Source organism: Actinomadura sp. J1-007, from assembly GCF_009793335.1.
GTDB lineage: Bacteria > Actinomycetota > Actinomycetes > Streptosporangiales > Streptosporangiaceae > Spirillospora > Spirillospora yumaensis.
The window spans coordinates 6,205,231-6,231,872 of sequence record NZ_WING01000001.1; the positions used below are offsets into that span (position 1 = coordinate 6,205,231).

Annotated in this window: 21 protein-coding genes and 2 pseudogenes; 6 read left to right on the plus strand and 17 right to left on the minus strand. The window is 76.2% G+C overall.

Translation table 11 applies throughout. The annotated features are described in order from the left end of the window. Nucleotides 1-4: 4 nt before the first annotated feature. From GEV43_RS28160 to GEV43_RS28170, 3 genes are all read left to right on the plus strand, one after another. Nucleotides 5-2,512: a GNAT family N-acetyltransferase gene (locus tag GEV43_RS28160; RefSeq protein ID WP_160823283.1), complete on the plus strand. Its 2,508-nt coding sequence runs from the start codon at nt 5-7 to the stop codon at nt 2,510-2,512. A 519-nt stretch (nt 2,513-3,031) separates the two neighbouring features. Then, a complete protein-coding gene (locus tag GEV43_RS28165; RefSeq protein WP_160823284.1) occupies nt 3,032-3,613 on the plus strand; it encodes a DUF5998 family protein in 582 nt (193 codons plus the stop codon). Nucleotides 3,614-3,629: 16 nt separating this feature from the next. Beyond that, nucleotides 3,630-4,784 carry an alkaline phosphatase family protein gene (locus GEV43_RS28170; RefSeq protein ID WP_175250841.1) on the plus strand — a complete coding sequence of 385 codons (1,155 nt, stop codon included), beginning with the start codon at nt 3,630-3,632 and terminating at the stop codon, nt 4,782-4,784. On the opposite strand, the gene GEV43_RS28175 is transcribed toward GEV43_RS28170, so the two are convergent. Further along, nucleotides 4,765-6,213: an MFS transporter gene (locus GEV43_RS28175; protein WP_160823285.1), complete on the minus strand. Its 1,449-nt coding sequence runs from the start codon at nt 6,211-6,213 to the stop codon at nt 4,765-4,767. The genes GEV43_RS28170 and GEV43_RS28175 overlap by 20 nt on opposite strands. A gap of 125 nt (nt 6,214-6,338) precedes the next feature. After that, the gene (locus GEV43_RS28180; protein ID WP_160823286.1) at nt 6,339-6,899 is read right to left on the minus strand and encodes a TetR/AcrR family transcriptional regulator; all 561 of its coding nucleotides are present in this window, start codon (nt 6,897-6,899) and stop codon (nt 6,339-6,341) included. A 160-nt stretch (nt 6,900-7,059) separates the two neighbouring features. Here GEV43_RS28180 and GEV43_RS28185 point away from each other — a divergent pair, with 160 nt between their 5' ends. Further along, on the plus strand, nt 7,060-7,890 hold the full coding sequence (locus tag GEV43_RS28185) for a sulfurtransferase (protein ID WP_309239873.1): 831 nt from the start codon (nt 7,060-7,062) through the stop codon (nt 7,888-7,890). Between the two features lie 37 nt (nt 7,891-7,927). Here the strand turns inward: GEV43_RS28185 and GEV43_RS28190 are convergent, their stop codons facing one another. From GEV43_RS28190 to GEV43_RS28205, 4 genes are all read right to left on the minus strand, one after another. Then, entirely contained in the window at nt 7,928-10,474 is a 2,547-nt protein-coding gene (locus tag GEV43_RS28190) for a CHAT domain-containing protein (protein ID WP_309239874.1), read from the minus strand. Continuing rightward, nucleotides 10,471-10,917 (minus strand): hypothetical protein, encoded by a 447-nt coding sequence (locus tag GEV43_RS28195; protein WP_160823288.1) that lies wholly within the window; start codon nt 10,915-10,917, stop codon nt 10,471-10,473. Before GEV43_RS28195 ends, GEV43_RS28190 begins: the two co-directional genes overlap by 4 nt. Then, nucleotides 10,914-11,543: a sigma-70 family RNA polymerase sigma factor gene (locus GEV43_RS28200; protein WP_309239875.1), complete on the minus strand. Its 630-nt coding sequence runs from the start codon at nt 11,541-11,543 to the stop codon at nt 10,914-10,916. Before GEV43_RS28200 ends, GEV43_RS28195 begins: the two co-directional genes overlap by 4 nt. Before the next feature lie 323 nt (nt 11,544-11,866). Beyond that, on the minus strand, nt 11,867-13,045 hold the full coding sequence (locus GEV43_RS28205; RefSeq protein ID WP_160823289.1) for a S8 family serine peptidase: 1,179 nt from the start codon (nt 13,043-13,045) through the stop codon (nt 11,867-11,869). Between the two features lie 161 nt (nt 13,046-13,206). Here GEV43_RS28205 and lnt point away from each other — a divergent pair, with 161 nt between their 5' ends. Both lnt and GEV43_RS28215 read left to right on the plus strand, forming a co-directional pair. Further along, on the plus strand, nt 13,207-14,859 hold the full coding sequence (gene lnt, locus GEV43_RS28210; RefSeq protein WP_160823290.1) for an apolipoprotein N-acyltransferase: 1,653 nt from the start codon (nt 13,207-13,209) through the stop codon (nt 14,857-14,859). A gap of 74 nt (nt 14,860-14,933) precedes the next feature. Next, the gene (locus tag GEV43_RS28215) at nt 14,934-15,428 is read left to right on the plus strand and encodes a DUF3145 domain-containing protein (RefSeq protein WP_160823291.1); all 495 of its coding nucleotides are present in this window, start codon (nt 14,934-14,936) and stop codon (nt 15,426-15,428) included. Nucleotides 15,429-15,903: 475 nt separating this feature from the next. Here the strand turns inward: GEV43_RS28215 and GEV43_RS28220 are convergent, their stop codons facing one another. The 11 genes and pseudogenes from GEV43_RS28220 to GEV43_RS28265 all read right to left on the minus strand — a co-directional run bounded on the left by GEV43_RS28220 (nt 15,904) and on the right by GEV43_RS28265 (nt 26,594). Then, complete coding sequence (locus GEV43_RS28220) at nt 15,904-16,944, minus strand: beta-ketoacyl-[acyl-carrier-protein] synthase family protein (protein WP_375539058.1); 1,041 nt, start codon at nt 16,942-16,944, stop codon at nt 15,904-15,906. Nucleotides 16,945-16,955: 11 nt separating this feature from the next. After that, nucleotides 16,956-17,201 (minus strand): annotated as a pseudogene (locus GEV43_RS56365) (beta-ketoacyl synthase N-terminal-like domain-containing protein); the annotation flags it as partial. A 114-nt stretch (nt 17,202-17,315) separates the two neighbouring features. Next, nucleotides 17,316-17,567: an acyl carrier protein gene (locus GEV43_RS28225; RefSeq protein WP_160823292.1), complete on the minus strand. Its 252-nt coding sequence runs from the start codon at nt 17,565-17,567 to the stop codon at nt 17,316-17,318. Between the two features lie 56 nt (nt 17,568-17,623). Further along, nucleotides 17,624-18,609, minus strand: a pseudogene (locus tag GEV43_RS28230) (beta-ketoacyl-ACP synthase III). Further along, nucleotides 18,606-19,526, minus strand: coding sequence for an ACP S-malonyltransferase (locus GEV43_RS28235; protein ID WP_160823293.1), 921 nt, complete (start codon nt 19,524-19,526; stop codon nt 18,606-18,608). Before GEV43_RS28235 ends, GEV43_RS28230 begins: the two are co-directional and overlap by 4 nt. Nucleotides 19,527-19,717: 191 nt before the next feature. After that, nucleotides 19,718-20,839: a CdaR family transcriptional regulator gene (locus GEV43_RS28240; RefSeq protein ID WP_160824819.1), complete on the minus strand. Its 1,122-nt coding sequence runs from the start codon at nt 20,837-20,839 to the stop codon at nt 19,718-19,720. 158 nt (nt 20,840-20,997) lie between these two features. Further along, nucleotides 20,998-22,014, minus strand: a complete 1,017-nt coding sequence (locus tag GEV43_RS28245; RefSeq protein ID WP_160823294.1) for an alpha/beta hydrolase — start codon at nt 22,012-22,014, stop codon at nt 20,998-21,000. An 11-nt stretch (nt 22,015-22,025) separates the two neighbouring features. Then, nucleotides 22,026-23,270, minus strand: a complete 1,245-nt coding sequence (locus GEV43_RS28250) for an acyltransferase (RefSeq protein ID WP_309240046.1) — start codon at nt 23,268-23,270, stop codon at nt 22,026-22,028. 114 nt (nt 23,271-23,384) lie between these two features. After that, on the minus strand, nt 23,385-24,386 hold the full coding sequence (locus GEV43_RS28255; protein ID WP_160823295.1) for an alpha/beta hydrolase: 1,002 nt from the start codon (nt 24,384-24,386) through the stop codon (nt 23,385-23,387). A gap of 224 nt (nt 24,387-24,610) precedes the next feature. Then, complete coding sequence (locus GEV43_RS28260) at nt 24,611-25,312, minus strand: response regulator transcription factor (protein WP_160823296.1); 702 nt, start codon at nt 25,310-25,312, stop codon at nt 24,611-24,613. Nucleotides 25,313-25,490: 178 nt separating this feature from the next. Then, on the minus strand, nt 25,491-26,594 hold the full coding sequence (locus GEV43_RS28265) for a sensor histidine kinase (RefSeq protein WP_241683068.1): 1,104 nt from the start codon (nt 26,592-26,594) through the stop codon (nt 25,491-25,493). Between the last annotated feature and the right edge of the window lie 48 nt (nt 26,595-26,642).

Below are 26,642 nucleotides of genomic sequence, written 5' to 3' on the forward strand. Positions count from 1 at the left end.
GTACGTGACCGCGTATCCGGATCATTGGGAGGCCGACGTCGTCCTCACCGACGGCGGGACGGCCCATCTGCGCCCCATCCGGAGCGAGGACGCCGAGCTGCTGCGCGCCTTCTACGCGCGCCTGTCGCCCGAGTCGATCTACTACCGGTTCTTCTCGCCGCGCCCGCAGCTCACCGAGCGTGAGATCGAGCACCTGACCACCGTCGACTACGACCGCCGCACCGCCCTGATCGCCACGATCGGTGAGGAGATGGTCGCGGTCGTCCGCTACGACCGCCTGCCCGAGCGGGTGAGCTCCTCCGACCCGGCGGGCACGGCCCCCGGAGGCGACGAGGCGGCGAGGCCGGGCACCACCGCCGAGGTCGCGTTCCTCGTGGAGGACGCCCACCAGGGGCGGGGCGTCGCGGGGGTGCTGCTGGAGCACATCGCCGCGGCGGCGCGCGAACGGGGCGTCCACCGGTTCGTGGCGAGCGTCCTGCCGGACAACCGCCGGATGACGCGGGTGTTCCGGGAGGCCGGGTACCGGGCCGAGCAGCGCTTCGAGGACGGGGTGATCGAGCTCGTCCTGGACCTGGAGCCGACCGAGACGTCCGTCGAGGTCATGGCGGCGCGCGAGCACCGGGCGGAGTCGCGGTCGATCCAGCGGCTGCTGTTCCCGCGCTCGGTGGCGGTGGTCGGCGCGAGCCGGGCCGAGCACAGCGTCGGCCAGACCGTGCTGCGCAACCTGCTGGGCGGCGGCGACTTCACCGGCCCCGTCTACCCGGTGCACCCGACGGCCGTCGCGGTCGCGGGGGTGCGGGCGTACGCGTCGGTGCTGGAGATCCCCGACGACGTCGACCTCGCCGTGGTCGCGGTCCGCGCCCCGAGCGTGCACGACGTCGTCGAGCAGTGTGCGAGCAAGGGTGTGCGCGGGCTCGTCGTCGTCTCGTCCGGGTTCGGGGAGACGGGCCCGGACGGGCGCGAACGCCAGGAGGAGCTGGTCCGCCTCGCCCGCGCGTACGGGATGCGCGTCGTCGGGCCCAACTGCCTCGGCATCGCCAACACCGACCCCGACGTGCGGCTGAACGCGACTCTCGCCCCCACCATGCCGGGGCGCGGGCCCGTCGGCTTCTTCTCGCAGTCGGGCGCGCTCGGCATCGCGATCCTGGAGCGCACCGCCGAGCGCGGCCTCGGCCTCTCGACGTTCGTCTCGGCGGGCAACCGCGCCGACGTGTCCGGCAACGACCTGATGCAGTACTGGGAGGAGGACCCGGCCACCAAGGCCGTCCTGCTCTACCTGGAGTCGCTCGGCAACCCCCGCAAGTTCGCCCGGCTCGCGCGGCGGCTGAGCCGCCGCAAGCCGATCGTCGCGGTCAAGAGCGGGCGCAGCACCCAGGGCGTGCCGCTCGGGCACGCCGCGCAGGCCCTCAGCCTGCCCGACCACGCGGTCAGCGCGCTGTTCGCGCAGGCCGGGGTGATCAGGGTCGAGGACCTGTCCGAGTTGTTCGACGTCGCGCAGCTGCTGGCCTACCAGCCGCTCCCGGACGGCGACCGCGTCGCGATCATCGACAACTCCGACTCGCTCGGCCTGCTCGCCCAGGACGCCGGGGTCGCGCTCGGCCTGGACGTCCGCGCGCCCGTCGACCTCGGCCCGCGCGCCGGGGCGGAGGAGTACGAGGCGGCGCTCGCCGAGGCCCTGGACGACGACGCCGTGGACGCCGTCGTCGCGCTCTTCGCCCCGCCCACGATCGGCGGCTACGACCTGCGCGTGCCGGAGAGGATCCTCCGGCTGGCCGCCGGGAGCCGCAAGCCGATCGTCGCCACCTACCTGGGGTCCAAGGGCATGCCCGCCGACCTGCGGGTCAACGGGCCGGACGGCACGGCCGCCGCCGGGTCCGTCCCGTCCTACCCGGCCCCCGAGGACGCCGTCCGCGCCCTGGCGTACGTCACCCGGTACGCCCAGTGGCGGCAGCGCCCGCCGGGCCGCACGCCCGAGCTGATCACCGCCGCCGACCGGCGCCGCGCCCGCGCGCTGGTCGAGGGCTGGCTGCGCGGCGGCGAGTCGGTGCGCGCCACGTCCGCCCAGGCGGCGGAGCTGCTGGCCTGCTACGGCGTCGCGGTGGCAGGCGAGCGCGAGGCGGCGGGCGTCCCGGCCCGGATCGTGGCCATGGAGGACCCGTCGTTCGGCGCGGTCGTGTCGTTCGGCCTGGCGGACGAGACCGCCGCGCTGCTGGACGACCGCGCCTACCGCCTCGCGCCGCTGACCGACGTCGAGGCCGCGGAACTCGTCCGCGCGATCCGTACGGCGCCGCTGCTCCTCGGCCACCGCGGCGCCGAGCCCGTGGACGTCCCGGCCCTTGAGGACCTGCTCCTGCGCGTCGCCCGCCTCGGCGACGATCTTCCCGAGGTGGCGCGGCTGGAGCTGAACCCGATCGCGGCGACCCCCGGCGGGGCCGCCGTCCACGGGGTCTCCCTGCGCCTGGAGCGTCCCGTGGGCCCGCGGCCCGAACGCGCCGCCCGCCGCCTCCCCTGAGCCCGCCCCTTTCTCAGGGGCGGACGGGGACGGGCCGGAAAAACGCCGCCCACAAGCCGGTCCGGACCGGTCAGCCGGGCGGTGGCGGGGGGCTCGGCTCAGGCGTCGGCGGGACGGGATCGGGTTCCGGACCGGGCGGAACGGGGCTCGGCGGCGGGCCCGGAGGCTCGGGGTCGGGCCCCGGGCCGGGCGGGATCGGGTCCGGGGACGGTCCGGGCGGCGGCCCCGGCGGTCCGGGCGGCTGCGGGCCCGGCCCAGGAGGCTGCGGGCTCGGCGGCTGGGGAGCGGGACCCGGGCCGGGACCGGGGCCGGGGCCCGGAGGCGTCGGCTGGGGACGTTCGGGCGGGACCAGGGGCCCAGGGGGCGGCGCCGGGTCCGGCGTGGGAGGCGGGACCGGCGGAGGCGATGGAAGCGGCTCTCTGTCGTCCATGCCCCTTGCGTACCCCGAGGGCAGGGGAATGACCGTGTTCGGGGGCGGTCGTGTGCGGAGTCCTCCCGGGACAGGGCAGGATGGGGACCATGAGGGAAACCCGAGCCACGCCTCACGGGTTGCGCACGGCGATCGAGCGCAGCGGTTACTACCCGGCCCTGGTCGCGGACGCGGTCGAGTCGGCGATCGGTGACGAGCGCGTGCTCGCCTACGTGGTCCACCACGAGGCGACCTTCGACCCCGCGATGGAGGTGCGGCGGCACGTCACGGTGCTGGTGCTGTCGCAGACGCGCCTGCTGGTGTGCCACACCGACGAGCACCCGCCGGGGGAGGGCATGGCGCAGCCGCACGCGTCCACCACGACCGAGGCCGTCAAGCTGGAGCGCGTCCAGTCGGTCGCGGTCACCCGGGTCGTCCCCGATCCCGCGTCGTACGTGCCGGGCGTCCCGCCCACGGAGGTCGTGCTGACCATCGGCTGGGGCGCGATCGCCCACATCGACCTGGAGCCCGCCACCTGCGGCGACGAGAACTGCGAGGCCGACCACGGCTACACGGGCAGCGTCACCGCCGACGACCTCTCGCTGCGGGTGAGCGAGGCCGCCGACGGCGCCGACGCGGTCGGCCAGGTCCTGGCGTTCGCCGAGGAGCTGTCCGCCGCCACGGCCCGCTGAGCGCCGCGTGGACCCGTTGAGCGCCGAACGCGACGACCCCCGCCCCGGCTCCGGGGAGGGGGCCCCGCCCGTGCCCCGCTACGGGACGGGGGCGCTCGCCGACCTGCCCGGGTCGGTGCTCGCGGCGCTCGGCGTCCCGGGCGAGCGCGACGTCCTCGGCCTGCCCGCCCTGCCCCGCGCCTGCGTCCTGATCGTCGACGGGCTCGGCTGGGAGCAGCTCCGCGCCCACCCGGACGAGGCGCCCTACCTGAACGCGATGGCGGGGACCCCGCTGACGGCCGGGTTCCCGGCGACGACGGTGACGAGCCTCGGGTCCCTGGCGACCGGCCTGCCGCCCGGCGGGCACGGCCTGCTGGGCGTCCAGGTCGCGATCCCGGGGACGGGCCGCCTGCTCAACTGCCTGCGCTGGCAGGACGAGACCGTCGATCCGGCGACGTTCCAGCCCGCCCGCACGGTGTACGAGCGGGCCGCGGCGGGCGGCGTGCACGCCTCGTACGTCGCGCTCGGCCTCTACCGGGGGAGCGGGCTGAGCCGCGCCACCGCGCGGGGCGCCGCCTACCTGCCCGCCAACTCCATCGGCCAGCTCGTCGGCCGGGCCGAACGGGCGCTGCGGGAGGGCGACCGCTCGTTCGTGACCGTCTACCACGCCGACCTCGACTCGACCGGGCACGTGTTCGGCGCGGGGTCGGCCGACTGGCGGCACCAGCTCCGCTTCGTCGACCTGCTCGCCGAACGCCTCGCCGCGGTCCTGCCGCCGGGCGGCGCCCTGTACGTGACGGCCGACCACGGGATGGTGGACCCGGTCGAACGGGTCGACGCCGACGAGGAGCCCGCGCTGCGCGAGGGCGTGGCGCTGCTCGGCGGCGACGCCCGCGCCCGGTACGTCTACTCCGAGCCCGGCGCCCACGCCGACGTCCTCGCCGCCTGGACCGAGGCCCTCGGCGACCGCGCCTGGGTCTACCCGCGCGACGAGGCCGTCGAGGCCGGCTGGTTCGGGCCGCTCGCGCCGGGCATGGCCGAACGGATCGGCGACGTGATCGCCGTCCCGCACGCCGACCTCGCCATCGTCGCCTCGCACCGCGAGCCGTGGCTGGCCGACATGGTCGGGATGCACGGCTCGATGGTGCCGGCGGAGCAGCTCGTCCCGCTCCTCACCGCGACCCGTCCCTGACGGCCGCCGCCTCCGCGGGCGCGTCCCCGCCGGGCGCGGCCGGGCGCGGGCGGTCGCGCCGCAGGTTGAGGACGAACGCGGCGCCCGCGAGGGTCGCGGCGGCGGCGACCCACCCGGCGGCGCGCAGCCCGGAGAGCGACGGCGCGCCGTGCGGGCCGGTGTTGATCACGGCGACGAGGGCGGCGAGGCCCACCGCGCCGCCGATCTGCTGGGTGGTGGACGCCATGGCCGACGCGATGCCCTGCCGTTCCGGCGCGACGCCCGACGAGGCGGCGACGAACATCGCCGTCCACGCCACGCCCTGGCCGAGCGCGAGCAGCGCGATCCCGGGGAGCAGCGCGGCGTACGAGCCGTTCCCCGACATGCCGAGGGCGATGCCCGCCATCCCGGCGGCGCCGGAGAGCAGGCCCGTGAGCAGCGTCGCGCGCAGACCGGCCGCGCCGAGCAGCCGCTCGCTCAGCTTGGTGCCGACGAGCCCGATGAGGCTGCCCGGCAGGAACGCGAGGCCCGTCGCGAGCGCCCCGTACCCGCGCAGGTCCTGGAGGTAGACGGTCAGCGTGTAGTACTGGGCGCCGAACGTCCCCATGAAGACGAACGTGACCGCCATCGCCGTCGTCAGGCTGCGGTTGGCGAACAGGGCGGGCGGCATGAGCGGGTCGTCCGCCCGCCTCTCGATCCCGAGGAACAGCGCGAGCAGGGCCGCCGCGGCGGCGAGCGAGCCGAGGATCGGCGCGGACGTCCAGCCGGACTCCGGGGCCCGGACCAGCGCGTACACCAGCAGGGTGGCGCCGAGCGTGGCGGTCGCCGTCCCGGGCAGGTCGAAGCCGCGGCCTCCCGCCGGGCGGCCGTCGGCGGGCAGCAGCGCGAACGCGGCGGCGGCCCCGGCGAGCGCCAGCGGGACGTTCGCGAGGAACACCGAGGGCCAGCCGAACGCGCTGGTCAGCACCCCGCCGAGCAGCGAGCCGAGGGCGAGGCCGACCCCGCCCGCGCCGCCCCACACCGCGAGCGCGCGGGTCCGGGCCGGGCCCTCCGGGAACCCGGTGTTGATCAGCGAGAGGGTGGCGGGGAGCAGCAGCGCGCCGCCGAGCCCCTGCACCGCGCGCGCCGCGACCAGCGTCCCCGGCGTGGCCGCGAACCCTCCGGCCAGCGACGACACGCCGTACAGGCCGAGCGCGAGCGCGAACATCCGCCGCTGCCCGAGCCGGTCGGCGGCGCGCCCGCCGAGCAGCAGGAGCCCGCCGAACGCGACCGCGTACGCGCTGACCACCCACTGGAGCGACTGGTCGGAGAAGCCGAGGTCGCGGCCGATGCCGGGAAGCGCGACGTACACGATGTTGTAGTCGATGGCGGAGATGAACTGGGCGAACGCCAGCAGGGCGAGCAGCGGCCCGCCGCGCCGCCGTCCGGCCGCGGGATCGATCACGGACATGGGGTGCTCCTCAGTGAAGAGAGTGGTTGACCACTCACAGTTGGATTCGAAGAAGGGCCCGCTGCGCCGAAGCGGGCGAGCGGGCCGAAGACGGGGGCGGACGGGGCGGGAGGCGAGCGGGCGGGTCAGGCGGGGCGCGGCGCCAGGGTGCGGGCCCACGGCGCGTCGATCGCGGGCGCGCCGACGCTGGTCATGATGTTGGCCAGCAGGCCGTCGCCGAAGAAGCGGCGGATCTGCTCGTCGGACGCGCCGGAGGCGGCCCGCACGTACTCGACCTGCTTGGCGTAGCAGGTGCGGATCGCGTCGCCGATCGCCGGCTCCGACGCCGCGCAGGCGGCGTGCAGCAGCACCACCAGCAGGTCGCGGTCGTCGATGAGCGCGCCGTACGAGCGGGCCATCGCGGCGAGGACCGCCTCGGGGTCCGCGCTTCCGGCGGAGGCGGCGCCGTCGGCGTGGCACTGGCGGATCAGCGCCGAGCAGTGGTCGACGACCGCAACGAACAGCGCCTGCTTGTCGGGGAAGAGCCGGTAGAGGTACGCCTGCGAGATCCCGGCGGCCTTGGCGACCTCGGTCGTCGTGGTCCCGTAGTAGCCGCGCGCCGCGAACGCGCGGACGGCGGTGCGCAGCACGGTGTCGCGGCGCTCCTCGGCGGTGGACAGGGTGCGGCCGGTGCTCGTCCTCGACATATGAGTAATAAACCACTCACACTCGGGGCCGTCAAACCGGACCGCGCCACGGCGGCGGGCGGACGACGTAGGCTGCCGAGCTATGCCATCTCAACGCGGAGCGGGATCCGGGCGGCGCGCGCCCCTCCCTAATTCGGGCGACGAAGGTCAGACTGGCGATGTGCACCCTCTCATCGCAGTGCCCTCGCTGGACCGGCTGCTCCGGCGGCGGCCGCCGCCGGTCCTGCTCGACGTGAGATGGCATCTCGGGGGCCCGCCGGGGATCGAGTCGTACCGCAAGGGCCACCTGCCGGGTGCGGCGTTCGTTGACCTCGACCGCGACGTGGCCGGCCCGCCGGGGGCGGACGGCCGCCATCCGCTGCCCTCGCCGGGCGGCTTCGAGGCGGCGATGCGGCGCGCGGGGGTCACCGGCGACCGCCTGGTCATCGTGTACGACGACGCCGACTCGACGGCGGCGGCGCGGCTGTGGTGGACGCTGCGCTACTTCGGCCACGAGCACGTGCGGGTGCTCGACGGCGGCTACCGCGCGTGGACGGAGGCCGGGCGGCCGGTCTCGACGGACGACCCGCCGGTCGAGCCCGGCGACTTCGTCGCGCGCCCCGGGCGTTCGCCCGTGCTGGACGCGGAGGGCGCGGCAGCGCTCGCCAAGGCCGGCGTGCTCCTCGACGCGCGGGCCGCCGAACGCTACCGGGGCGAGGTCGAGCCGATCGACCCGGTCGCCGGGCACATCCCCGGGGCCGTCAACGCCCCGACCCTCGGCAACGTCGGGGTGGACGGCCGGTTCCTGCCGCCGGAGCTCCTGCGCGAGCGCTTCGCCCAGCTCGGCGCCACGGACGCGGTCGACGTCGGCGCGTACTGCGGCTCCGGCGTGACCGCCGCGCACGAGATCCTCGCCCTGACCCTCGCCGGCATCCCCGCCGCCCTCTACGTCGGCTCCTGGTCGGCGTGGGTGGCCGACCCGACCAACCCCGTGGCCACCGACGTCTCCTGACCGTCCGGCCGCCCCGTCCGGCCCCGCCGGGGCGGGGTCAGCCCGCGCCGAAGCAGAGGAAGCCCTGCACGCCCGGGGTGCGCGGGACCGACGCCAGGGCGCGGGCGGGGGAGAGCCGGGCCTTGGCCAGGGCGGTGTGGAAGGCGGTCATGAAGGCGGGCGTCGCCGCGTCCAGCACGGGCGTGACGCTGGCGATCACGGTGGACGCGCCGAGGGCCAGCAGGACGCCCGCCATCCCGATCACCGCGTCGCCGCCCTCCGCGCGTCCCGCGTCGCACGCCGACAGCACGACGGTCCGGGGGACGCACGCGGGCTCCTCCAGGTCGTGGACGAGCAGCGGCCCGTCCGCGAGCCGCAGCTCCGAGAACAGCCCGTTGCCCTCCCGGAACTCGCCGTGCGCCGCGACATGGGCCAGCCCGCACCCGGCCAGCGCGTCCCGCACGGTCTCCACGCGCGCGGCCGGGCCGCCGAGGACGCGCGCCGACGGGTAGAGCAGGGCGAGCGCCGCGATCTCCCGTTCGGCGTGGCCGAGCCCCGGACCCGCGACCAGCAGCGGCGCGCCCCGGCCGGGCGGGCGGAGGGCCGCGTGCAGCCACGCGTGCGCGGACGGGACGACGGTGAACGGCCGCTCCGACAGCGACGGAACGGCCGCCCAGGGCAGGCCGTGCAGGCGGCCCGTCGGCGCGATGACGAGATCGGCCCCGTCGGGGAGTTCACGCGCGAGCGGACCGAAAAGAAGGTTGTCGAGGGTCGCGGCAGCGCCGGCGAGGCCCGAAGCGGCCTGCGCGTCGTCCTCGCGTTCGGCCAGGCGGCGCGCGGCGAAACGGGCCAGCTCCACCGCTCGTCCCGCCTCCTCGTAGGCGCACAGGCGGTGGCGGCGCGGGCGGCCGTCGCGGACGGTCACGGCGTGGAGCTCGTCCCCGATCCGGACGAGTTCGAGGAGCACGCGGTCACCGAGCGCGGCGGCGACGTCCGGCAGGTCCGCCCGGCAGGGCTCCGCGCCGTCCGCCCCGTCCGGCAGGGACGCCGGGCGGCGGCGGGCGCCCGCCTGGAGCCGCGCCTCGGCTCCGGCCAGCCGCGCGGCCAGCGCCCGCGGGACGTCGCCGCGCGCCGCCGCGACCGTGTGCTCGGTGCTGAGCACCCGCAGCTCGGCCAGCGCCGCGGCACGCTCCGGGTCCGGGTGCGGACGGCTCGCGTCGGGCCGCCGCGCGGACGCCCGCCGCCGCTCCTCGGCGGTGAGCAGTTCGCGGGCCGAACGGGCGAGGCGCAGCCCGAGATCGGCGAGCTCCGCGCCCAGCCCCGCCGCGCGGGCCCGCAGGTCCAGCGCGCCGAAGACGTCCGCGTGCTCCTCCGCCGCGCGCAGCCCCGCCCAGACCGCGGCCCGCGCGCCGCGCGGATCGTGCCGTTCCCACCGTTCGAGGGCCGTGGCGTGCCAGAACGCGACGCGCAGCGAGGCCGGCCCGCGCACGTCCAGCACCGGCGCCAGGAGATGGCCGGCGGGCCGCCTCAGCGCGAGGGCGACCCGGGCGGCGATGATGCGCGCCTCGGCGGACGCCTCCGCCCACCCGCCGCGCGCGAGCCGGTCGGCCGTCACCGCCGCCGAGCCGAGCAGGATCGTCGAGCGCTCACCCGACGTCCAGCGGGCGCGCAGGACGAGATGCTCGGCGAGGAGCATCCAGCCGGTGCGCTCCTGCTCGGCGAACGTGGCGCGGGCCCGTTCGGCGGTCTGCGCGGCGCGTTCGGGATCGCCGTCGGCCAGCTCGGCGTGCGCGAGCAGGAGCATCCCGTCGGCGGCGTCGCAGTGGCGGCCGTGCGCGGCCGCGTCCGCCAGCGCGGCGGCGAGCGTCGGGCGCGCCTCGCCCGGCAGGCCCGCCTGGATCAGCGTCTCCGCCTGGTCGAACCGGGTCTGCGCGATCCGTTCGCCCGCCAGGCCCGGCTCGGCGGCGGCGAACAGCCGCAGCGCGCGCGGCAGGTCGCCGCGCCGCGACACCACGAACGCGAGGTTGGCCGTGGCCATCGCCTCCTGGTGCCGCATCCCCGCCTCGCGCGCGACCGCGACCGCCTCGCCGACCGTGCCCTCCGCCTCCTCAAGATCGCCGCGGAGCGCCGCGGCCAGCCCGAGGTTGGTCAGCAGCCCGCACAGCGTGAACGGGTCGTCGCCGCGCCGCAGCCGGGCGAGCGCCCGCGCCGCCTCCTCCCGCGCCTCGCCGAGCCGTCCGGCGCGGGCGAGCGCGCACGCCCGGTTGGCGGCGAGCCGGTCGGCGTCCGCGCCGCGCAGCACGCCCGCCGCCCGTTCGGCCTCCGCGAGCGCCGCCTGCACGTCGCCGCGCGCGGCCAGCAGCCCGACGAGGTTCATCCTGACCTGCGCCGCCTCGTACTCGTCCGCCCTCGCCAGCGCCTGGCCGAGGAAGTCGATCCCCTCCTCGGGGCGGCCCAGCTCCTTGGCCGCCAGCGCCGCCGCGCGCAGCACGCCGACGACGGCCACCGCGCCCGGACGGCGCAGCGTCTTCAACGCCCGCGTGTACGCGCGTTCCGGATCGACCGCCACCATGCGCAGCAACGCCCCGGCCTGGGAGCCGGTCACAGGCGCACCCAGCTCGTCACGACCGACGTCGCGTCCGGCAGGTCGAACACCAGGCTGAACAGCCCCTCCGGAACGGACGGCAGCGCGAACTGCCCGCTGCCGTCGGCGTACGCCGTCAGCTCGCCCGGCGCGGTCCCGAGATGCCGCACCGTGACGCGCGCGGACGTCGCGGGAACGAGCCGTCCCGTGATCTCCCGCCCGCGCCCCGCGACCTCGATCTCCACCGTGAGGCCGCCGGGGCCCGCGAACGTCAGCGCCCGCGCCGCGGTCCCGCGCACCGAGCGCGCGGCCCGCGGTTCCTCGTCGCGGGCCAACTCGGCGAGCCCCGCGTCCCGCGTCCGCCAGGAGAACGCCGAACGCCCCGACGCCAGCACGCCGTCGGGCACGGGATCGGCGTCGTGGAACGCGGCCCGGATCCGCGCGAGCAGGTCGTCCTCGGTCACCGGGCGAGCCTCCGTTCCAGCCGGCCCATGCAGCGCCTGCGCGCGGACGTGACGCTGCCCGCGGGCATCTCCATCGCCGCGGCCAGGTCGGCGTGGCTCGGCGCCAGCGCGTACAGCCGCAGCAGCGCCCGGCAACGGCGGGGCAGCGCCTCGATGGCCGCCGCGACCCGGTCGAGCCGTTCCCGCGCGAGAACGATCCGTTCGGGCGCGGCGCTCGCGTCGGCGGCGGCGGGCGGGACGCCGCCGACCGCCTCCCGTCCGCGGCGGCGCGCCGTGCGCGCGCTCTCACGCCGCGCCGTCACCGCCAGCCACCGGCCGGTCGCCGCGGGCTCCTCGATCGCGTCGATCCGCTCGACCAGCCGCATCCACGTGGTCTGCACGACGTCCGCCGCGTCCGCGTCGTTCAGCTCGTACGAACGCGCGATCGCCCAGAGGAACGACGTGTAGCGCTCCACCAGCCGGGCCCACGCCCCGCCGTCGCCTTCCCGGGCCCGGACGACCAGCCCGGCGGTCTCGTCGCGCTCGGCCGCCCGCGCCCCGGCACGCCCCCGCGCCACACCGCCCTCCCGCACGCCACCACGTCCCCCGGCCGCGCCCTCGCGCGCCGCGACACCTTCCTCCACCACGCCGCCTCCGGGCGCGCCGACACGCCACCGCGCCTCAGCACCTCCCCGGGCACCCGCATTTTTCTGTGCGTCCGCATTTTTCTGTGCGTCCGCGCCATCCCGCGCGTCTGCACCCGCACCCTCCTGCGCGCCCGCGCCTTTCCGCGCGCACGCGTCTTCCTGCGCGTTCGCGCCTTCCTGTGCTTCCGTGTTCGGTTCGGTCGTTTCGTCGTGCCGATCGTCCAGGGCCACAGAGTCTCCTCGCGAGGCCCCCGCTGGTCGATGACCCTAGGGCGGCGGGGCGGGCGCCGGGCCGCGGTTACCGCTTCGCGTCCGGGCCGTTCTCAAGATCTGATGATTACGCCGAGGTCGGGGAGGGTAGGGCGGGCCGCCGGATCGAGGACGCGGTCGGCGGCGGTGACCGCGTCCACGCCCTCCGCGGCGGCGACGCCCGCGATCCGGCCCGCGACGGCCGGGGCGGCGAACGACGTGCCGCTCCACGTCGCGTACCCCTGGAACCGGTCGGGGTCGGCGCCGTTCATCCTCGGCCTCGGGCCGTCGAACCGGACGTAGCTGCTCGCGACGTCCACGCCCGGCGCGCAGGCGTCCACCCACCAGCCGTAGTTGGAGAACCAGGCGCGGTCGGTCCCGGCCGCGTCGAGCGCCGCCACGCCGATCACCGGCTTCAGCGCCGCCGGCCAGAACGGGCGGTCGCCGCCCGCGTTCCCCGCGCACGCCACGACGGCGGTGCGGCGGCCGAGCGCGGCGATCGCCCGTGCCAGCACCGGCGACGGCCGGTCGTCGAACGTGTGGCAGCCGAGCGAGAGGTTGACCACGTCGGCGCCGCCGCGGGCGGCGAGCCACGCGAGGCCCCGGATGACGTCGAGCTCGTCGCCGACGCCGTCGCCGCCGATCACGCGCCGGGCCAGCAGCCGCGCGTCCGGCGCGTGCCGCAGCACCACGCCCGCGACGAACGTCCCGTGGCCCGCCTGCGCGTCCAGCTCGAAGTCGAGGTCGGCGTCGAGGACCTCGGCGGCCTCGTCGTCCTGCTCGGCGTACCAGCCCGCGTGCTCGTACCACGGATGCGGCGCCAGGCCCGTGTCCAGCACCGCCACCGTCACCGCCCGCCGCCGCCCCGCGTCCGGCGCGGTGCGCGGGCGCGGGACCGGCGGGGCGGGCCGCGGCAGGTCGGCGGGGCCGCTCCACCACAGCGGCTGGCCGTGCACGAGATGGTTGGGCGACACGCTGAGCCTGCGGTGCCGCCCGTCCCCGCCGAGCCGCGCCGCGAGCTCGCACACGTCCACCTTGGCCGGGGCGCGCAGCCGCAGCCGGGTGACGCCGCACTCGTCGTGCCGCGAGTCGTACCAGCGTCGCACCAGGTCCTCGGCGGCCGGGGCGTCGTGCCCGGCGACGAGGATCTGGTCGCGCCGCACGAGCGCCGGACGCCCCGCGGCCGGCTCCACCACCACGGCGTCGCGGTGCCTGGCGAGCAGCCGTTCCAGCCGTGCCTGTTGATCGAACATCGGTCCTCGCTTCCACGCGGGTGACCGCTCCCGCGCCCCATAGTGCCCTAACGGCGACGCAGCGTGACGCTCTTCGGGGGCGAATGGAGGATCTTGCCGTTCCGATGCGTTACTAAGGGGACATCGCACGCACCGCACGCCGAGAGGAGCCGTTGGGAACCGTGAGGGCGATCGAACGCGAGGGGCGGCGCGTCCTCGATTCCGCGCGCGAAGGCCGCCGGCGCCGTGCCGAACGGCGCGCGGCGGGGAGCCGCTGGAGCACGCTGCGGTGGCGCCTCGCGTGCCTGCCGGCCGGGGCGGCGCCGATCCTCACGTTCCCGAGAGCCGATCTCGGATGGCTGGCGTGGGTGGTGCTGGTCCCGGGGATGCTGCTGATCCGTTCGGCGACGTCCGTGCGGGAGGCCGCGATACGCGGGTGGTGGTTCGGAGCGGGGTACCTGCTCGCCGCGCTCTACTGGACGGTGCCGAACATCGGCCCTGGCCTGCCGCTCATCGCGCTCGTCTTCGGGGCGATGTGGGCGGGCTGGGCCGCGGCGGTGCGGTGGCTGGTCCCGGCGCGTCCCTTGGCGGCCCTCCTCGTGGTGCCGAGCGTGTGGCTCGTGATCGAACTGGTGCGTTCGTGGCCGCGCCTCGGCGGGCCGTGGGCGCTGATCGGGGCGAGCCAGTGGCGGCATCCTGCGGTGCTCGGCCTCGCGGCGGTGGGCGGCGTCTGGCTGGTGTCGTTCGCGATCGTCGCGGCCAACACCGCGATCGCGGTCGCGGTGCTGTCGCGGGCGGGGCGCGTGCGCGCCGTCGCGCTCGCCTGCGCCGCGGCGTGCGCGGCCGCCGGACCGCTCGCGTACGCGGCGCGCGACGACCCCGCCGCCGTACGGGAGCTGAGGGTCGCGCTCGTCCAGCCCGGCGTGGTGGACGGCCCGGAGGCGCGGCTCGCGGCCGGTGAGCGGATCACCGCCGCGCTCCCGCCCGCCGACCTCGTCGTGTGGGGCGAGAGCAGCGTCGGGTACGACCTGCGCCGCCGGGACGACGTCGCCGCGCGCCTCACCGCCCTCGCCGCGCGCTCCGACGTCCTGGTGAACGAGGACGCGCGCGACGCCGGCGAGCGCATCTCCAAGAGCACCGTCCTCATCGGGCGGAACGGTCCCGGGGCGCGTTACGTCAAGACGCGGCTGGTGCCGTTCGGCGAGTACATCCCGTTCCGGTCGCGGCTCGGATGGCTCAGCCGCATCAGCGGCGCGGCGGGGGAGGACCGCGTGCCGGGCACCGGCGCCGAGACGATGCGCGCGGGCGGCGTGACGATCGGGCCGCTGATCTGCTTCGAGTCGGCGTTCCCCGACCTCGGGCGCGCGGCCGTACGGCGCGGCGCGCGGGTGCTCGTCTACCAGTCGTCCACGTCCACGTTCCAGAAGAGCTGGGCGCCGCCGCAGCACGCCTCCCTCGCGGCGCTGAGGGCGGCCGAGACCGGCCGCCCGGCGGTGCAGGCCGCGCTCACCGGGGTGAGCGCCGCGTTCGACGCCCGCGGCCGCAGGCTGGCCTGGACGGACACCGACCAGCGCGGATCCACGCTGGTCACCCTGCCGGTCCCCGCCGACGCGAGCCGCACCCCGTACGACCGTTTCGGCGACTACACCGCCTATCTGGCCGTCCTCACGACCGTCGGCGCCGCCGCGGCCGCCGTCCGGATATCCGCTTCACGGCGGCGCCCGCGGCCCGTACGGTGGTCGTCCGAGAGCGATGAACGGTGCGCGCCGCGTGGTCGGGCGTTCGGCGAACAGGGCTCTCACGGTGGTGCGTCCGGTGCCGATGATGCAGAATGATGGACGCGGACGCCGTCTTGGGGCGTACGAGGCCGTAGGGGAAGACGAGCCTCGGTACAGATCCAGGAGGTCCGGTGACCGCACGTGGCGTTTTCTACGTCCACTCCGCGCCACCTGCGCTGAGCCCGCACATCGAGTGGGCGGCGGCAGGTGTCCTTGGCGTGCCCGTTTCCCTTGAGTGGGCCGACCAGCCGGCGGCCCCGGGGACACTGCGCGCCGAACTGCATTGGGAGGGCAGGTCCGGCACCGCCGCCGGCATCACCTCCGCCCTGCGGAACTGGAAGCTCCTGCGCTTCGAGGCCACCGAGGATCCCGCCACCGGGTGCGACGGCGTCCGCTACAGCTTCACGCCGTCCCTCGGCGTCTTCACCGGCGTGATCGGCGCCAACGGCGACATCATGGTCCCCGAGGACCGGCTCCGTTCGGTCATGGCCAACGCGGCCGTCGGCAAGACGACCCTGGAGCACGAGCTCGACCGCCTCCTCGGCACCCCTTGGGACAACGAGCTCGAACCGTTCCGCCGGGCCGGCGACGGCGCCCCGGTGCGCTGGCTCCACGCCGCCGTCTGACCCGCCATCCTCCGGACGGCCACCGGCCACCCGGCCACGGCCACCGGCCACCGGTCCCTGGCCATCGGCCGCCGGTCCCCGGCCACCGGCCACTGGTCCCCGCGCCGGTCCGCGTCCGTCCGCGCGGTCCGCGTCCGTCCGCGCCGGTCCGCGTCCGTCCGCGTCGGTCCGCATCCGTCCGCGCGGTCCGCGTCCGTCCGCGCCGTCCATCGCACTCAGGTCCGGTGCGCGTGGATCGGCGGCCTGCCTGGCCTCGGCCGGGCCGTTCGGCCTCCGGCGGACGTCTCCCGCTCCCTGGGGCCGCCCACCCCGTTCCCAGCGTTCTCCTCAGCGCGGTCGCGTCCTGCCAGACGGGCGCGGGCCGTGGAACGCACCGCGCCCGTGCTCGGCGGCCGGGTCCTGGTCCCGGACGCCCAGCACGGGCGCTTCGGTCGGCTCCTTCGCCCGAGCGGGCGGGCGGGCCGGGCCCTGAAGGTCAGAGGGCGCGCTGGAAGACGACCGACACGTTGTGGCCGCCGAATCCGAACGAGTTGTTGAGCGCGGCGGCGGGGCCGTCCGGGATCGGGCGCGGCTCGCCGTGGACCACGTCCAGGTCGACCTCGTCGTCGAGGTCCTCCAGGTTGGCGGTGGGCGGGATCAGGCCCTCGCGCAGCGCGAGGATGCAGAACACCGACTCCAGCGCTCCGGCGCCGCCCAGCAGGTGGCCGGTCATCGACTTGGTCGCGGTGACCATCACCTTGGCGCTCGCCTCGGGGCCGAGCGCGGCCTTGATCGAGGCGAGCTCGGCGACGTCGCCCTGCGGCGTGGACGTCGCGTGCGCGTTGATGTGCACGATGTCGTCGGGCGTCAGGCCGGCGTCCTCCAGGGCCCGGCGCATCGCCTTGGCCTGGCCGGCGCCCGTCGGATCGGGCTGGACGATGTCGTGCGCGTCGCCCGAGTAGCCGCACCCGGCGGCGATGCCGTGGATCTTCGCGCCGCGGGCGCGGGCGTGCTCCTCCGACTCCAGGATCATGACGGCGGACCCCTCGCCGAGCACGAACCCGTCGCGGTTCTTGTCGTACGGGCGGGACGCGCGCTCGGGCTCGTCGTTGCGGGTGGACATCGCCCGCATCGCGCCGAACGACGCCATCTGCAAGGGGTGGATGCACGACTCGGTGCCGCCGCAGATCACCACGTCGGCGCGGCCCGCGCGGATCATGTCGATCGCGTAGCCGACCGCCTCGCCGCTGGACGCGCACGCGCTCACCAGGGCGTGCGAGCCGGCCATCGCGCCGTACTCGATGCCGACGTGCCCGGCCGCGCCGTTCGGCATCAGCATCGGCACCGTGAACGGCGAGACCCGCGACCAGCCCTTCTCACGCCACACGTCGTAGCTGTTGAGCGCGGTGTGCAGCCCGCCGATGCCGCTGGACAGCACGACGCCGAGCCGCTCGCCGTCGACGACGAAGCCGTCCGGCTCGGCGGGCGCGTCCTTGCCCCGGCGGCTCGGGGAGTGGCCAGCCCGGCGTCCCGCCACGCCTCCCGCGCGGAGATCAGCGCGATCGCCTGGTTGCGGTCGAGGCGGCGGAGCTGCTGCTTGGTCATCACCTCGGACGGCTCGACCGCGAGCTGCGCGGCGAACCGGACGGGCAGCTCCTCAACGCCCTCCCATTCGAGGTTGCGCACCCCGGACTTGCCGGCGAGCAACGCGGACCAGGTCGACGGCAGGTCTCCACCGAGCGGGGTCGTGGCACCGAGACCGGTCACGACGACTTTGGTCTGGCTCTTGCCCATAGTGAGTGCTCCTTGCGAAATGGGGGGCCCTGGGTGGCGCGCCGCCCTCAGGTCCGGCGCACGCCCCCGCAGGGGGAGCGCCGGCCGCCGCGGCGGCGCGCCGTGCCCGCGACGTCAGGCCTGGAGGTTCTGGACGAAGTTGATGACGTCCTTGACCGTCTTCAGGTTGCGCAGCTCGTCGTCGGGGATCTCGACGCCGAACTTGTCCTGCGCGGCCACCGCGATCTCTACCATCGACAGCGAGTCGATGTCGAGATCGTCGATGAAGTTCTTCTCCGGGGTGACCTGGGACTTGTCAATGCCGACGATCTCGTCGATGATCTCCGCGAGGCCGTCCAGGATCTCCTGCTCGGTAGCGTCAGCCATGTCGCTCGTTCTCCTTCTTCGGGTTGGTCCAGTGCTCCGGGCGCAGGCGGTTCGGCCTACGGGATCTGGATGACTTGGGCAGCGTAGGCCAGTCCGGCGCCGAACCCGATCAGCAGGGCGGGGGCTCCGGACGGGACGTCGCCGCGTTCGATCATGCGGGAGAGCGCCATCGGAATGGACGCCCCGAGGTGTTGCCGGAGTGGACGATGTCGTCGGCCACCACGGCGTTCACGGCCTTCACCCTGCGGGCGATCGCCTCGATGATCCGCAGGTTGGCCTGGTGCGGGACGACGGCCGCGAGGTCGGCCGGGGCGATCCCGGCCCGCTCGCACGCCTCCAGCGCGACCGGCGCGATGGCGGTGGTGGCCCACCGGAACACCGCCTGGCCCTCCTGCTGGATGAACGAGTGCCGGTCCGGGATGATGATCTTGTCGAACTGGTCGCCCGCGCTGCCCCACACCACCGGGCCGATGCCGGGCTCGTCGGCGCCGGTGACGACCGCCGCGCCCGCGCCGTCGGCGAAGATGATCGACGTGGAGCGGTCGGTCCAGTCGATCCACTGCGACATCTTCTCCGAGCCGATGACCAGCACGTTGCGGGCGCTGCCGCCGCGCACCGCGGCGCTCGCGGTGGCGAGCGCGTAGCAGAACCCGGCGCAGGCGGCGTTGAGGTCGAACGCGCCGGGGGCGTCGATGCCGAGCCGGTGCGCGACGATCCCGGCGTGGGCCGGCATCGGCGACTCGGCCGAGCAGGTCGCCAGGATCACCAGGTCGATCTCGGACGGGGCGAGGCCGCTGCCGGCGATCGCCTTGCCGCCCGCGTGCACGGCGAGCTCGACGATGCCCTCGTCGTCGCCGGCGATGCGCCGCTCGGCGATGCCGACGCGGCTGCGGATCCACGCGTCGCTGGTGTCGACGTTGCGGGCGAGGTCGTCGTTGGTGACGACCCGGGCGGGCTGGTAGTCGCCGAACGCCAGGATGCGGGCGCCGGCCGTGGCCTCCGGGATGCGCAGCCGGACGGCGGGGCGGGGTTCGGCCGTCATGCGGAGTGCGCCTTGACCAGCTCGCGGGCCCGTTCGAGGTCGTCGGGGGTCTTCAGGGCCAGCAGCTCGACGCCGCGCAGCTCGCGGCGGGCGAGGCCGGTGAGGGTGCCGGCGGGCGGCAGCTCGATGATCGCGGTGACGCCGAGGTCCCTCATCGAGGCCATGCAGGCGTCCCAGCGGACGGGCGCGCTGACCTGGGCGGCGAGCCGTCCGACGAACTCGCGGCCGGAGCCGACGGCGGCGCCGTCCCTGTTCTGGAGCAGGGTGACCGCCGGGTCGGCGACCGGGGCGCCGGCGGTGAGCCGGGCGAGCGTGTCGACCGCGGGCGCCATGTGCTCGGTGTGGAAGGCGCCCGCCACCGACAGCGGCCGCAGCCGCGCCTTCGGCGGCGGGTCGTCGGCGAACGCGGCGAGCCGTTCGGTCGTGCCGGCGGCCACGACCTGCCCGGCGCCGTTGACGTTGGCGGGGGTGAGCCCGTGGCGTTCGATCGCGGCGAGCACCTCGTCGGCGTCGCCGCCGAGCACGGCCGTCATGCCGGTCTCGGCGACGGCGGCGGCCTCGGCCATCGCCCGGCCCCGCTCCCGGACCAGGACCAGCGCGGACTCGGGGGACAGCACCCCGGCGATCGCCGCGGCGGCCAGCTCCCCGACGCTGTGCCCCGCGACCGCGTCGGGCGCGGTCGCGCCGTCCTCGTAGAGGGCCCCGTGCGCGGCGAGCGCGGCGGCGACCAGCAGCGGCTGCGCCACCGCCGTGTCGCGGATCTCCTCGGCGTCGGCCTCCGTCCCGTAGCGGACCAGGTCGAGCCCGGTGACCGCGGACCACCAGGCCAGCCGGTCGGCGACCCCGGGCACCTCGAGCCATGGCCGCAGGAATCCTGGGGTTTGGGCGCCCTGGCCGGGCGCTGCGAGGAGAATCACAGCGACCAGCTTGCCCGCAACCGGTCCCCGCTGCCGATGCCGATCAGAACGAACTTTCGTCACGGGGCTTTGTACGACCCCTACAACGTGGGTGAACGGGACAATCCGCGGGCGGCTTCGATCACCGCTCCCGGGCGGGTACGGGTCGCGCGCCGGGCCGGTGGCGGGCCGGTGGCGGGCCGGTGGCGGGGTCAGGCGCGGGCCGGGCGGTCGGCGAAGCGGCCGAGGACGAGCGCGATCCGCAGCGTGAACGCGTTGCGGCCGTCGGTGGGGGCGAGGCCGGTGAGCTCGGCGACGCGCCGCAGCCGGTACCGGACCGTGTTGGGGTGGACGAACAGCAGCCGCGCCGTCGCCTCCAGCGACGAGCCCTGCTCCAGGTAGGTGGTCAAGGTGTCCAGCAGCGGGGCCCCGGCGGCGAGCATCGGGTTGTAGACCTGCTCCACCAGGTAGCGGCGGGCCTCCTCGTCGCCGTCCAGGGCCCGCTCGGGGAGCAGCTCGGTCGCCTCGACGGGGCGCGGGGCGTCCGGCCAGCCCGCGGCGGCGCGCAGGCCCGCGAGCGCGGCCCGCGCCGACAGCGTCGAGTCGTACAGGTCGCCGACCTGCGGCCCGACCACGACCGGGCCGGGGCCGCACTTGGCGGCGACCGGGCGGGCGGCGGCCATCGGGTCGGAGTTGCCGCCGACGATCACGATGACCCGGTGGCCCTGCACCCCGGCCAGCACGTCGGCGCGGGCGCGGCGGGCGGCGAGCTGCATCTGGTCGATGGTGACCTCGGGGTCCTCGTCCTCGGGCGTGTGCCCGGCGATCACCGTGACGGGCTTGGACGTCCAGCCGAGCGCGGCGGCCCAGGAGTGCATGCCGTCGTCGACCTCGCCGCGCAGCACCGCGTTCACCACCAGGGCCTCCAGCCGGGCGTCCCACGCGGCGCGGGTCTCGGCCGCCTGCGCGTAGACCTGGGCCGCGCCGAACGCCACGTCGCGGGTGTAGCGCAGGATCGCCTCGCGGAGCTGCGCCTCGCCGCCGGGCGCGGCGAGGTCGTCCAGCCGCGTCTCCACCACGTCGATGATCACCCGGACCATGTCGATGGTGTGCTTGAGCTTGATCGAGCGCATCAGCTCGCGGGGGGCGGTGCCGAACACCTCCCCGGCGATCGCGGGCCGGGTCCGCTCGGCGCTCTTGAACCACTCGACGAACGCGGCGATCCCGGCCTGGGCGACCAGCCCGATCCAGGACCGCTGGTCGGCGGGCATCCGGCGGAACCAGGGGAGCTGGTCCTCCATGCTGCTGAGCGCGGCGGTGCCGAACGTGCCCATGGCCTTCTCCAGGCGCCGGGTGGTCTGGCGGCGGAGGGCGGCCTCGTCAGGTGTGTCCACCACCCCAGGGTGCCACTCCCGCGTGGATGACCCGACCCGCCCGGGCAGGCGGACGTCGCGGAGCGGGCCTGACCAGCGGCCCGACGGGCGGTGGCGGCTCAGTCCCCGGTGACGTCCGAGGGGACGCCGAGGGCGATGTCCGTCAGGTTCCTGAGGCTCGTCGAGCCGGGGGCGAGGTAGTCGCTGTGGCCGCCACCGCCCGCGTCGAAGACCCTCGCGCCGAACCGGCGGGAGACGGGGTCGGGACCGAGGCCGAGCCCGAAGATCCGCACGTGCGGGACGTCCTCCATCCAGTCGGTGGCGCCCCGCCCCGCCCAGACGCGTGCCGTTCCGCCCAGCCGGGACGCCGACCACGCGGTCGTCCCGGGGCTGCCGAACAGCGCGATGTCGGTGACCTTCCGCCACGCCGCGCGGCCCGGCCCGGGGCCCTCCAGCGCGGCGCGCCCGCACACGACCGAGCCGTAGCTGTGGCACAGCAGCCCGATCCCGGCGGCGGGGTTGACGCGGTGCAGCCCGGTGAGGAACCGGCGCAGCTCGACCGCGCCCTGCCCGGCGCGCTCGTCGGTGAGCACCTCGCTGCTGAACGTCTTCGGCGCCGCGTACCCGAGCCAGGCGACGACGGCGAGGCCGGGCCGCGGCGAGACCGCCTGGGCCTGCGCGTACACCGCCCTGGCGCCGCCGCCCGGCGTCGACCACGGCTTGCCCGCCCGGTCGTCGAACGCGGTGAGGGTCGTGTCGGCGCCCGGGACGAGCAGCGCGATCCGGTCGGCGTGGGCGAGGTCGCCGACGACCTCGACCGCCCGGCCGCGCCCGCGCGGGTCGAAGTGCAGGAACCGGCGGTCCGGCCGCAGGAACGCCCCGAGCGCCCGTGCCCGCGCGCCGTCCCCCACCTCGTGCGCCGTCTTCAGCGCCTGCTCGATCGACCGCCGCTCGGTCGCGTACCGGGCGTCCAGCGTGGAGCGGGCCATCGACGGCGCCGGGAACGGCGGCGCGTACGGGTCGGCGTGCCCGGTGCCGGCGGTGGTGAGCAGCACGCCGGTGATGGTCGCGGCGCAGGCCAGGGCCCGCCGCAGCCGTCGGGCGCGCTTCTTCGGGGGCATCGTGCGAGGCGGCATGGTCCGCCTTTCTACCTGGTGAGCCCGGTTGATCCCAGCATCAGGTGGTCGTCCTGCGTGTTCCGGAGAGAGCCTTCCTGTTGAGATGTACGGGACGGCGTCCTGGTTGGGACGGGCCGGCCGTTCTCGCCGCGGGTTCCGGACGCCCGGCGCGCGGCGGGCCGTTCGAAGCGGCGGACGAGGCCCGCCAGGGCGAGCAGCGCGAGCGCGAAGACCGGCAGCCACGGCAGCCGTTCCAGGAGCCATTCCGGCCGGTCGGGCGCCGAATGGAGCCCTGGCAGGCTACCCGCCGCCAGGAAGGTCCCGACCGTGATCGCCATCATCGCGGTCTGGTGCCAGAGGAAGACGGTCATGGCGGACAGGTTGGCGACGGCGACCGCCGCCCACGCCCGGGGCCGCCGCATCCAGCGGCCGAGCGGCCGGTACAGCAGCAGCGCCAGCCCGGTCTGGGCGAGGCCGAACGCCACGGCCGCGAGGGTCGGCGGGTTCAGGTTGGACACCGCCGCGCCCGGCACCCCGACCATGCTCGCCGGGTAGCCCGCGAACAGCACGAGCCCGGCCGTGGCGGCGGCGCCGCCCGCGAGCAGGCCCGCGGCGGCACGGCGGCGGGCCAGCGCCCCGTTCGCCCAGGCGAAGCCCAGGTAGAACGGCACGAGCCAGCCGGTCAGGACGGTGGCCCAGCCGATCCAGCCGGGCGCGTCCAGCGCGAAGCGGCCGAGGTCGATCGCGGCGGTGGCGCCGACGAGCAGCGCGGCGCCCCAGAGGCCGAGCCGGTTCCAGACGGCGGCGACCACGGGGGTGAGCGCGGTCAGCGCGGCGTACACGCCCAGGAACCACAGCGGCGACAGGACGAGCTTGACCAGCGTGAACAGCCCGTCGCCGGAGAAGCCCGCCCACCACAGCCCGGCCGCCGCCGGGATCCAGGCGAGCAGCAGCACGGGAACGGGCCGGCCGAGTCGGGCCAGGCGGTGCCGCAGGCGCGCCGCCCACGGCTCGCCGGGGCGCAGGCCCTTCGCGGCCGTGTACCCGCCGACCAGGAAGAAGACGGCGAGGGTCTGGAGGACCCACGAGATCGGCGTGAACTCCGGCATCGCGGCGAGCGGGCTCGTCACCCGCAGGTCCCCGTCCCCGGCCGCGCCGTTCCCGGTGGCGACGAACGCGGTGACGAGCCAGTGCCCGAGCACGACCCCGAGGATCGCGAACGCCCGCAGCGCGTCGATGGCCCGGTCGCGTCCGGCGGGCGTGGCGTCGGCGATCCGCCCGGCCCACCCCTTGCGCCCGTCCCGCTCGCGTTCGGACGGGCGGGGCGGAGGCGCGGGCCTGGGGGCGGGCCTGGGGATGGGCTGGAGGGCGGGGCGGCGGGGCCGGTGTCAAGCATGCGTGACCTCCGAGTCACGGGCGAGCGCGATGAGCGCGAGGTTGCGGAGGGAGGGCGAGCCGGGCTTCAGGTAGGCGCTGTGCGGGCCCGTTCCGGCGTCGAACCGGGCCGCGCCGAACGCCGGGGAGACCGGGTCGCGGCCGAAGCCGAGGCCCGCGAAGCGGATCTTGGGTACGAACCGCGTCCAGTCGCCGCCCGAGCGGCCCGCCCACACGCGCGCGCGGGTCCGCAGCCCCGCGGCGTCGTCGAGGGTGGTCCCGGGGCTGCCGTACAGGGCGATCTCGTCCACGGGGAGGCCCGGGGCGCCGTCGCGGCCCGCGCCCGCGCCGGCCTTCGCGCACACGACCGTCCCGTAGCTGTGGCAGAGCAGCCCGATCCCGGCGCGCCCGTTCACCCTGTGCAGGCCGGTGACGAACCGCCGCAGCTCGCGGGCGCCCGTACCTGCGCGGCCCGCGGTGAGGACGGCGGCGCTGCGGGTGGACGGGGACGCGTAGCCGAGCCAGGCGACGACCGCGAGGCGGGTTCCGGGCGCGGACGACGCGGCCTGCCGGGACAGGGCGCGGGCGCCGCCGCCCGCCCACTTCCAGGAGTCGAAGTTGGTGAGCGAGCCGTCCGCGCCGGGCACGACGACCGCGATCCGGTCCGCGCGGGCGAGGTCGCCGACGACCTCGACGGCCCGGCCCTCACCCCGCGCGTCGAACGACAGGAACGTCCGGCCCGGCGCCAGGAACCGGGACAGGGCGCGGGCGCGGCCGCCGTCGCGGACCCGCTCGGCCGTGGCGCGCGCCCGGCCGATGTCGTCCCGGACGGCGGCGTAGCGGGACGTGAGGGCGGGCGCGGTGAGGTCCGGGGCGGCGGGGGCGACGGACGGCGGCGCGTACACCTCGGCCCGGCTCGTCCCCGCGGTCAGCGCGCCGATCGCCGCGAGGGCCGCGACGACGGCGGCGGCCCGGCGCAGGCGGTACGGGCGGCGGCGGTCAGCGAGGCTGGGCATCGGGCGTCCTTCCTGGTCAGCGTGGCGAAGCACTGAACAGAAAGCTAGAAATCGGACGCCGTAACGCGGATCAACCGCCGGTGCGGTCCTGGCCCGTGACCCCCCGGTACTACCGGCGGTACCTCAAGGGGCGGCCCGGACGGCCGCGGGTATCACCCCGGAGCCGTACCTCCGGGGGCCGCCGGGTCTCCCGGGGCTCTCTCGGGGCCCTCGCGGGGGCCGGCTCAGTCGCCGGGGCGGACGAGGCCCACCTCGTAGGCGTAGACGATCGCCTGGGGCCGGTCGCGCAGGCCGAGCTTCATCAGCACGCGGCCGAAGTGGGTCTTGACGGTCTGCTCGGCGACGACCAGCTCCCGCGCGATCTCGCCGTTGGACAGGCCGCGGGCGACGAGGGCGAGCACCTCGGTCTCGCGCTCGGTCAGCTCGTCCAGCCGCTTGCGGGACGGCGCGCGCGGCGCGCCGAGCCGGGAGAACTCCGCGATCAGCCGCCTGGTGATCGACGGCGACAGCAGCGCGTCGCCCGCCGCCACGACCCGTACGGCGTCGGCCAGCTCGTTCGCCGAGGCGTCCTTGAGCAGGAAGCCGCTCGCCCCCGCCCGCAGCGCCTCGTAGACGTAGTCGTCGAGGTCGAACGTGGTCAGCATCAGCACCTTCGGCGCCTCGGCGCCCGCGCCCTCGCCCGTCCCCGCGCCTGCGCCCTCGCCGGTGTCCGCGAGCAGGCGGCGGGTCGCCTCCAGGCCGTCCAGGACGGGCATCCGCACGTCCATCAGGACGACGTCGGGGCGCAGCTCGGCGATCCGGGCGAGGCCCTCCTCGCCGTTCACCGCCTCGCCGACGACCTCGATGTCGGGCTGGGCGTTCAGCAGCACCCCGAACCCGGTGCGCACCATCCCCTGGTCGTCGACGATCACGACGCGGACCGTCACGTGGTCTTCCTCTCGGGCAGCGTGGCGGACACGGCGAATCCTCCCTCTGGCGTGGGCCCGGCCTTCAGCTCGCCGCCCAGCATCACCGCCCGCTCGCGCATGCCGACGAGGCCGTGCCCGGCACCGGGCGGCGACGGGGTCGGGCGGTGGCCCGCGCCCGGGGGCCCGTTGACGACGGTCAGCCAGAGTACGCCGTCCCGCGGGCCGCTTCGAGCGTCACCCGCGAGCCGGGGGCGTGCCGCATGGCGTTGCTGAGCGCCTCCTGGAGGATCCGGTACGCGGTGAGCCCCACGCCCTGGGGGACGCCGGACAGGTCGCCCTCCAGCCGGGTGGACACGTCCAGGCCCGTGCCGCGCGCCCCGGCGATCAGGTCGTCCAGGCGGTCCAGGTCGGGCTGCGGGGCGGTCTGCGCGCCGTCCTCCGACCGCAGCACGCCGAGGATGCGCCGCATCTCGGTCAGCGCGTCGAGCGCGGTCGAGCGGATCTCGGCCAGGTCCCTGCGCGTCTCGTCCGGGACGTCGGCGACCTTGTACGGGGCGGCCTCGGCCTGGATCGCGATCATCGACATGTGGTGGGCGACGACGTCGTGCAGCTCGCGGGCGATCCGCTGCCGCTCGGTCAGCACCGCCTCGGCGTCCTGGTGGCGCTTCTCCTGCTCGGCCAGCTCGCGCCTGGACGTCTGCCGCAGCCGCAGGGCGTAGCCGACGACCAGCGGCAGCAGGAGCAGCAGGGACCCGCCCGCGGCCTGCGACGGGCTCTTGACCCAGATGCCGACGAAGCAGATGATCCCGACGCCGAGCGTGATGTCGCGCGAGCAGCGCACCGCCACGGTGTAGAGGCACACCATCGCGGTGAACGTCCCCGCCGGGACGTACGGCACCGTCAGCCAGTCGCTGACGTCCACCAGGGCCATCGCCACGAAGCTCAGCCGCATCGCCCCGAGCGGGTACAGGTCGCGCAGCGCGAGCGGGAGGGTGACCGCGACCGCCGTCAGCATCAGGGTCCCGCCGCCGACGTCCAGCCCCCGCTTGGTGGTCTCGGTGACGAGCAGCGAGTACGACCCGGCGACCAGGGCCACGGTCAGCGCGGCGCCGACCAGGTTGACCACCAGCCCGTACGGCAGGCGCCCGACGCCGACGAACCGGGTCCAGCGCAGCGGCAGCGGCCAGGGCCGGTTCGCCGGGACGGGGTCGGCCCGCCCCGTGACGGCCGCGGCGAGGACGCCGCGCGCCAGCGCCCGGAGCATCGTGCCGGGCCGCTGGACCTGTTCTGGGCTGCTCATACGCCCAAGGCTAGAGACGGCGGAGAGGCGCCCGAATGACACCGGGGT

What these genes read in the sequence shown, in the direction of transcription:
- GEV43_RS28180 (WP_160823286.1), bottom strand. Translation starts at nt 6,899, where the DNA reads ATGTCGAGGACGAGCACCGGCCGCACCCTGTCCACCGCCGAGGAGCGC.
- GEV43_RS28240 (WP_160824819.1), bottom strand. Translation starts at nt 20,839, where the DNA reads ATGGGCACGTTCGGCACCGCCGCGCTCAGCAGCATGGAGGACCAGCTC.
- GEV43_RS28175 (WP_160823285.1), bottom strand. Translation starts at nt 6,213, where the DNA reads ATGTCCGTGATCGATCCCGCGGCCGGACGGCGGCGCGGCGGGCCGCTG.
- GEV43_RS28255 (WP_160823295.1), bottom strand. Translation starts at nt 24,386, where the DNA reads ATGCCCAGCCTCGCTGACCGCCGCCGCCCGTACCGCCTGCGCCGGGCC.
- GEV43_RS28165 (WP_160823284.1), top strand. Translation starts at nt 3,032, where the DNA reads ATGAGGGAAACCCGAGCCACGCCTCACGGGTTGCGCACGGCGATCGAG.
- GEV43_RS28245 (WP_160823294.1), bottom strand. Translation starts at nt 22,014, where the DNA reads ATGCCGCCTCGCACGATGCCCCCGAAGAAGCGCGCCCGACGGCTGCGG.
- GEV43_RS28205 (WP_160823289.1), bottom strand. Translation starts at nt 13,045, where the DNA reads ATGTTCGATCAACAGGCACGGCTGGAACGGCTGCTCGCCAGGCACCGC.
- GEV43_RS28265 (WP_241683068.1), bottom strand. Translation starts at nt 26,594, where the DNA reads ATGAGCAGCCCAGAACAGGTCCAGCGGCCCGGCACGATGCTCCGGGCG.
- GEV43_RS28225 (WP_160823292.1), bottom strand. Translation starts at nt 17,567, where the DNA reads ATGGCTGACGCTACCGAGCAGGAGATCCTGGACGGCCTCGCGGAGATC.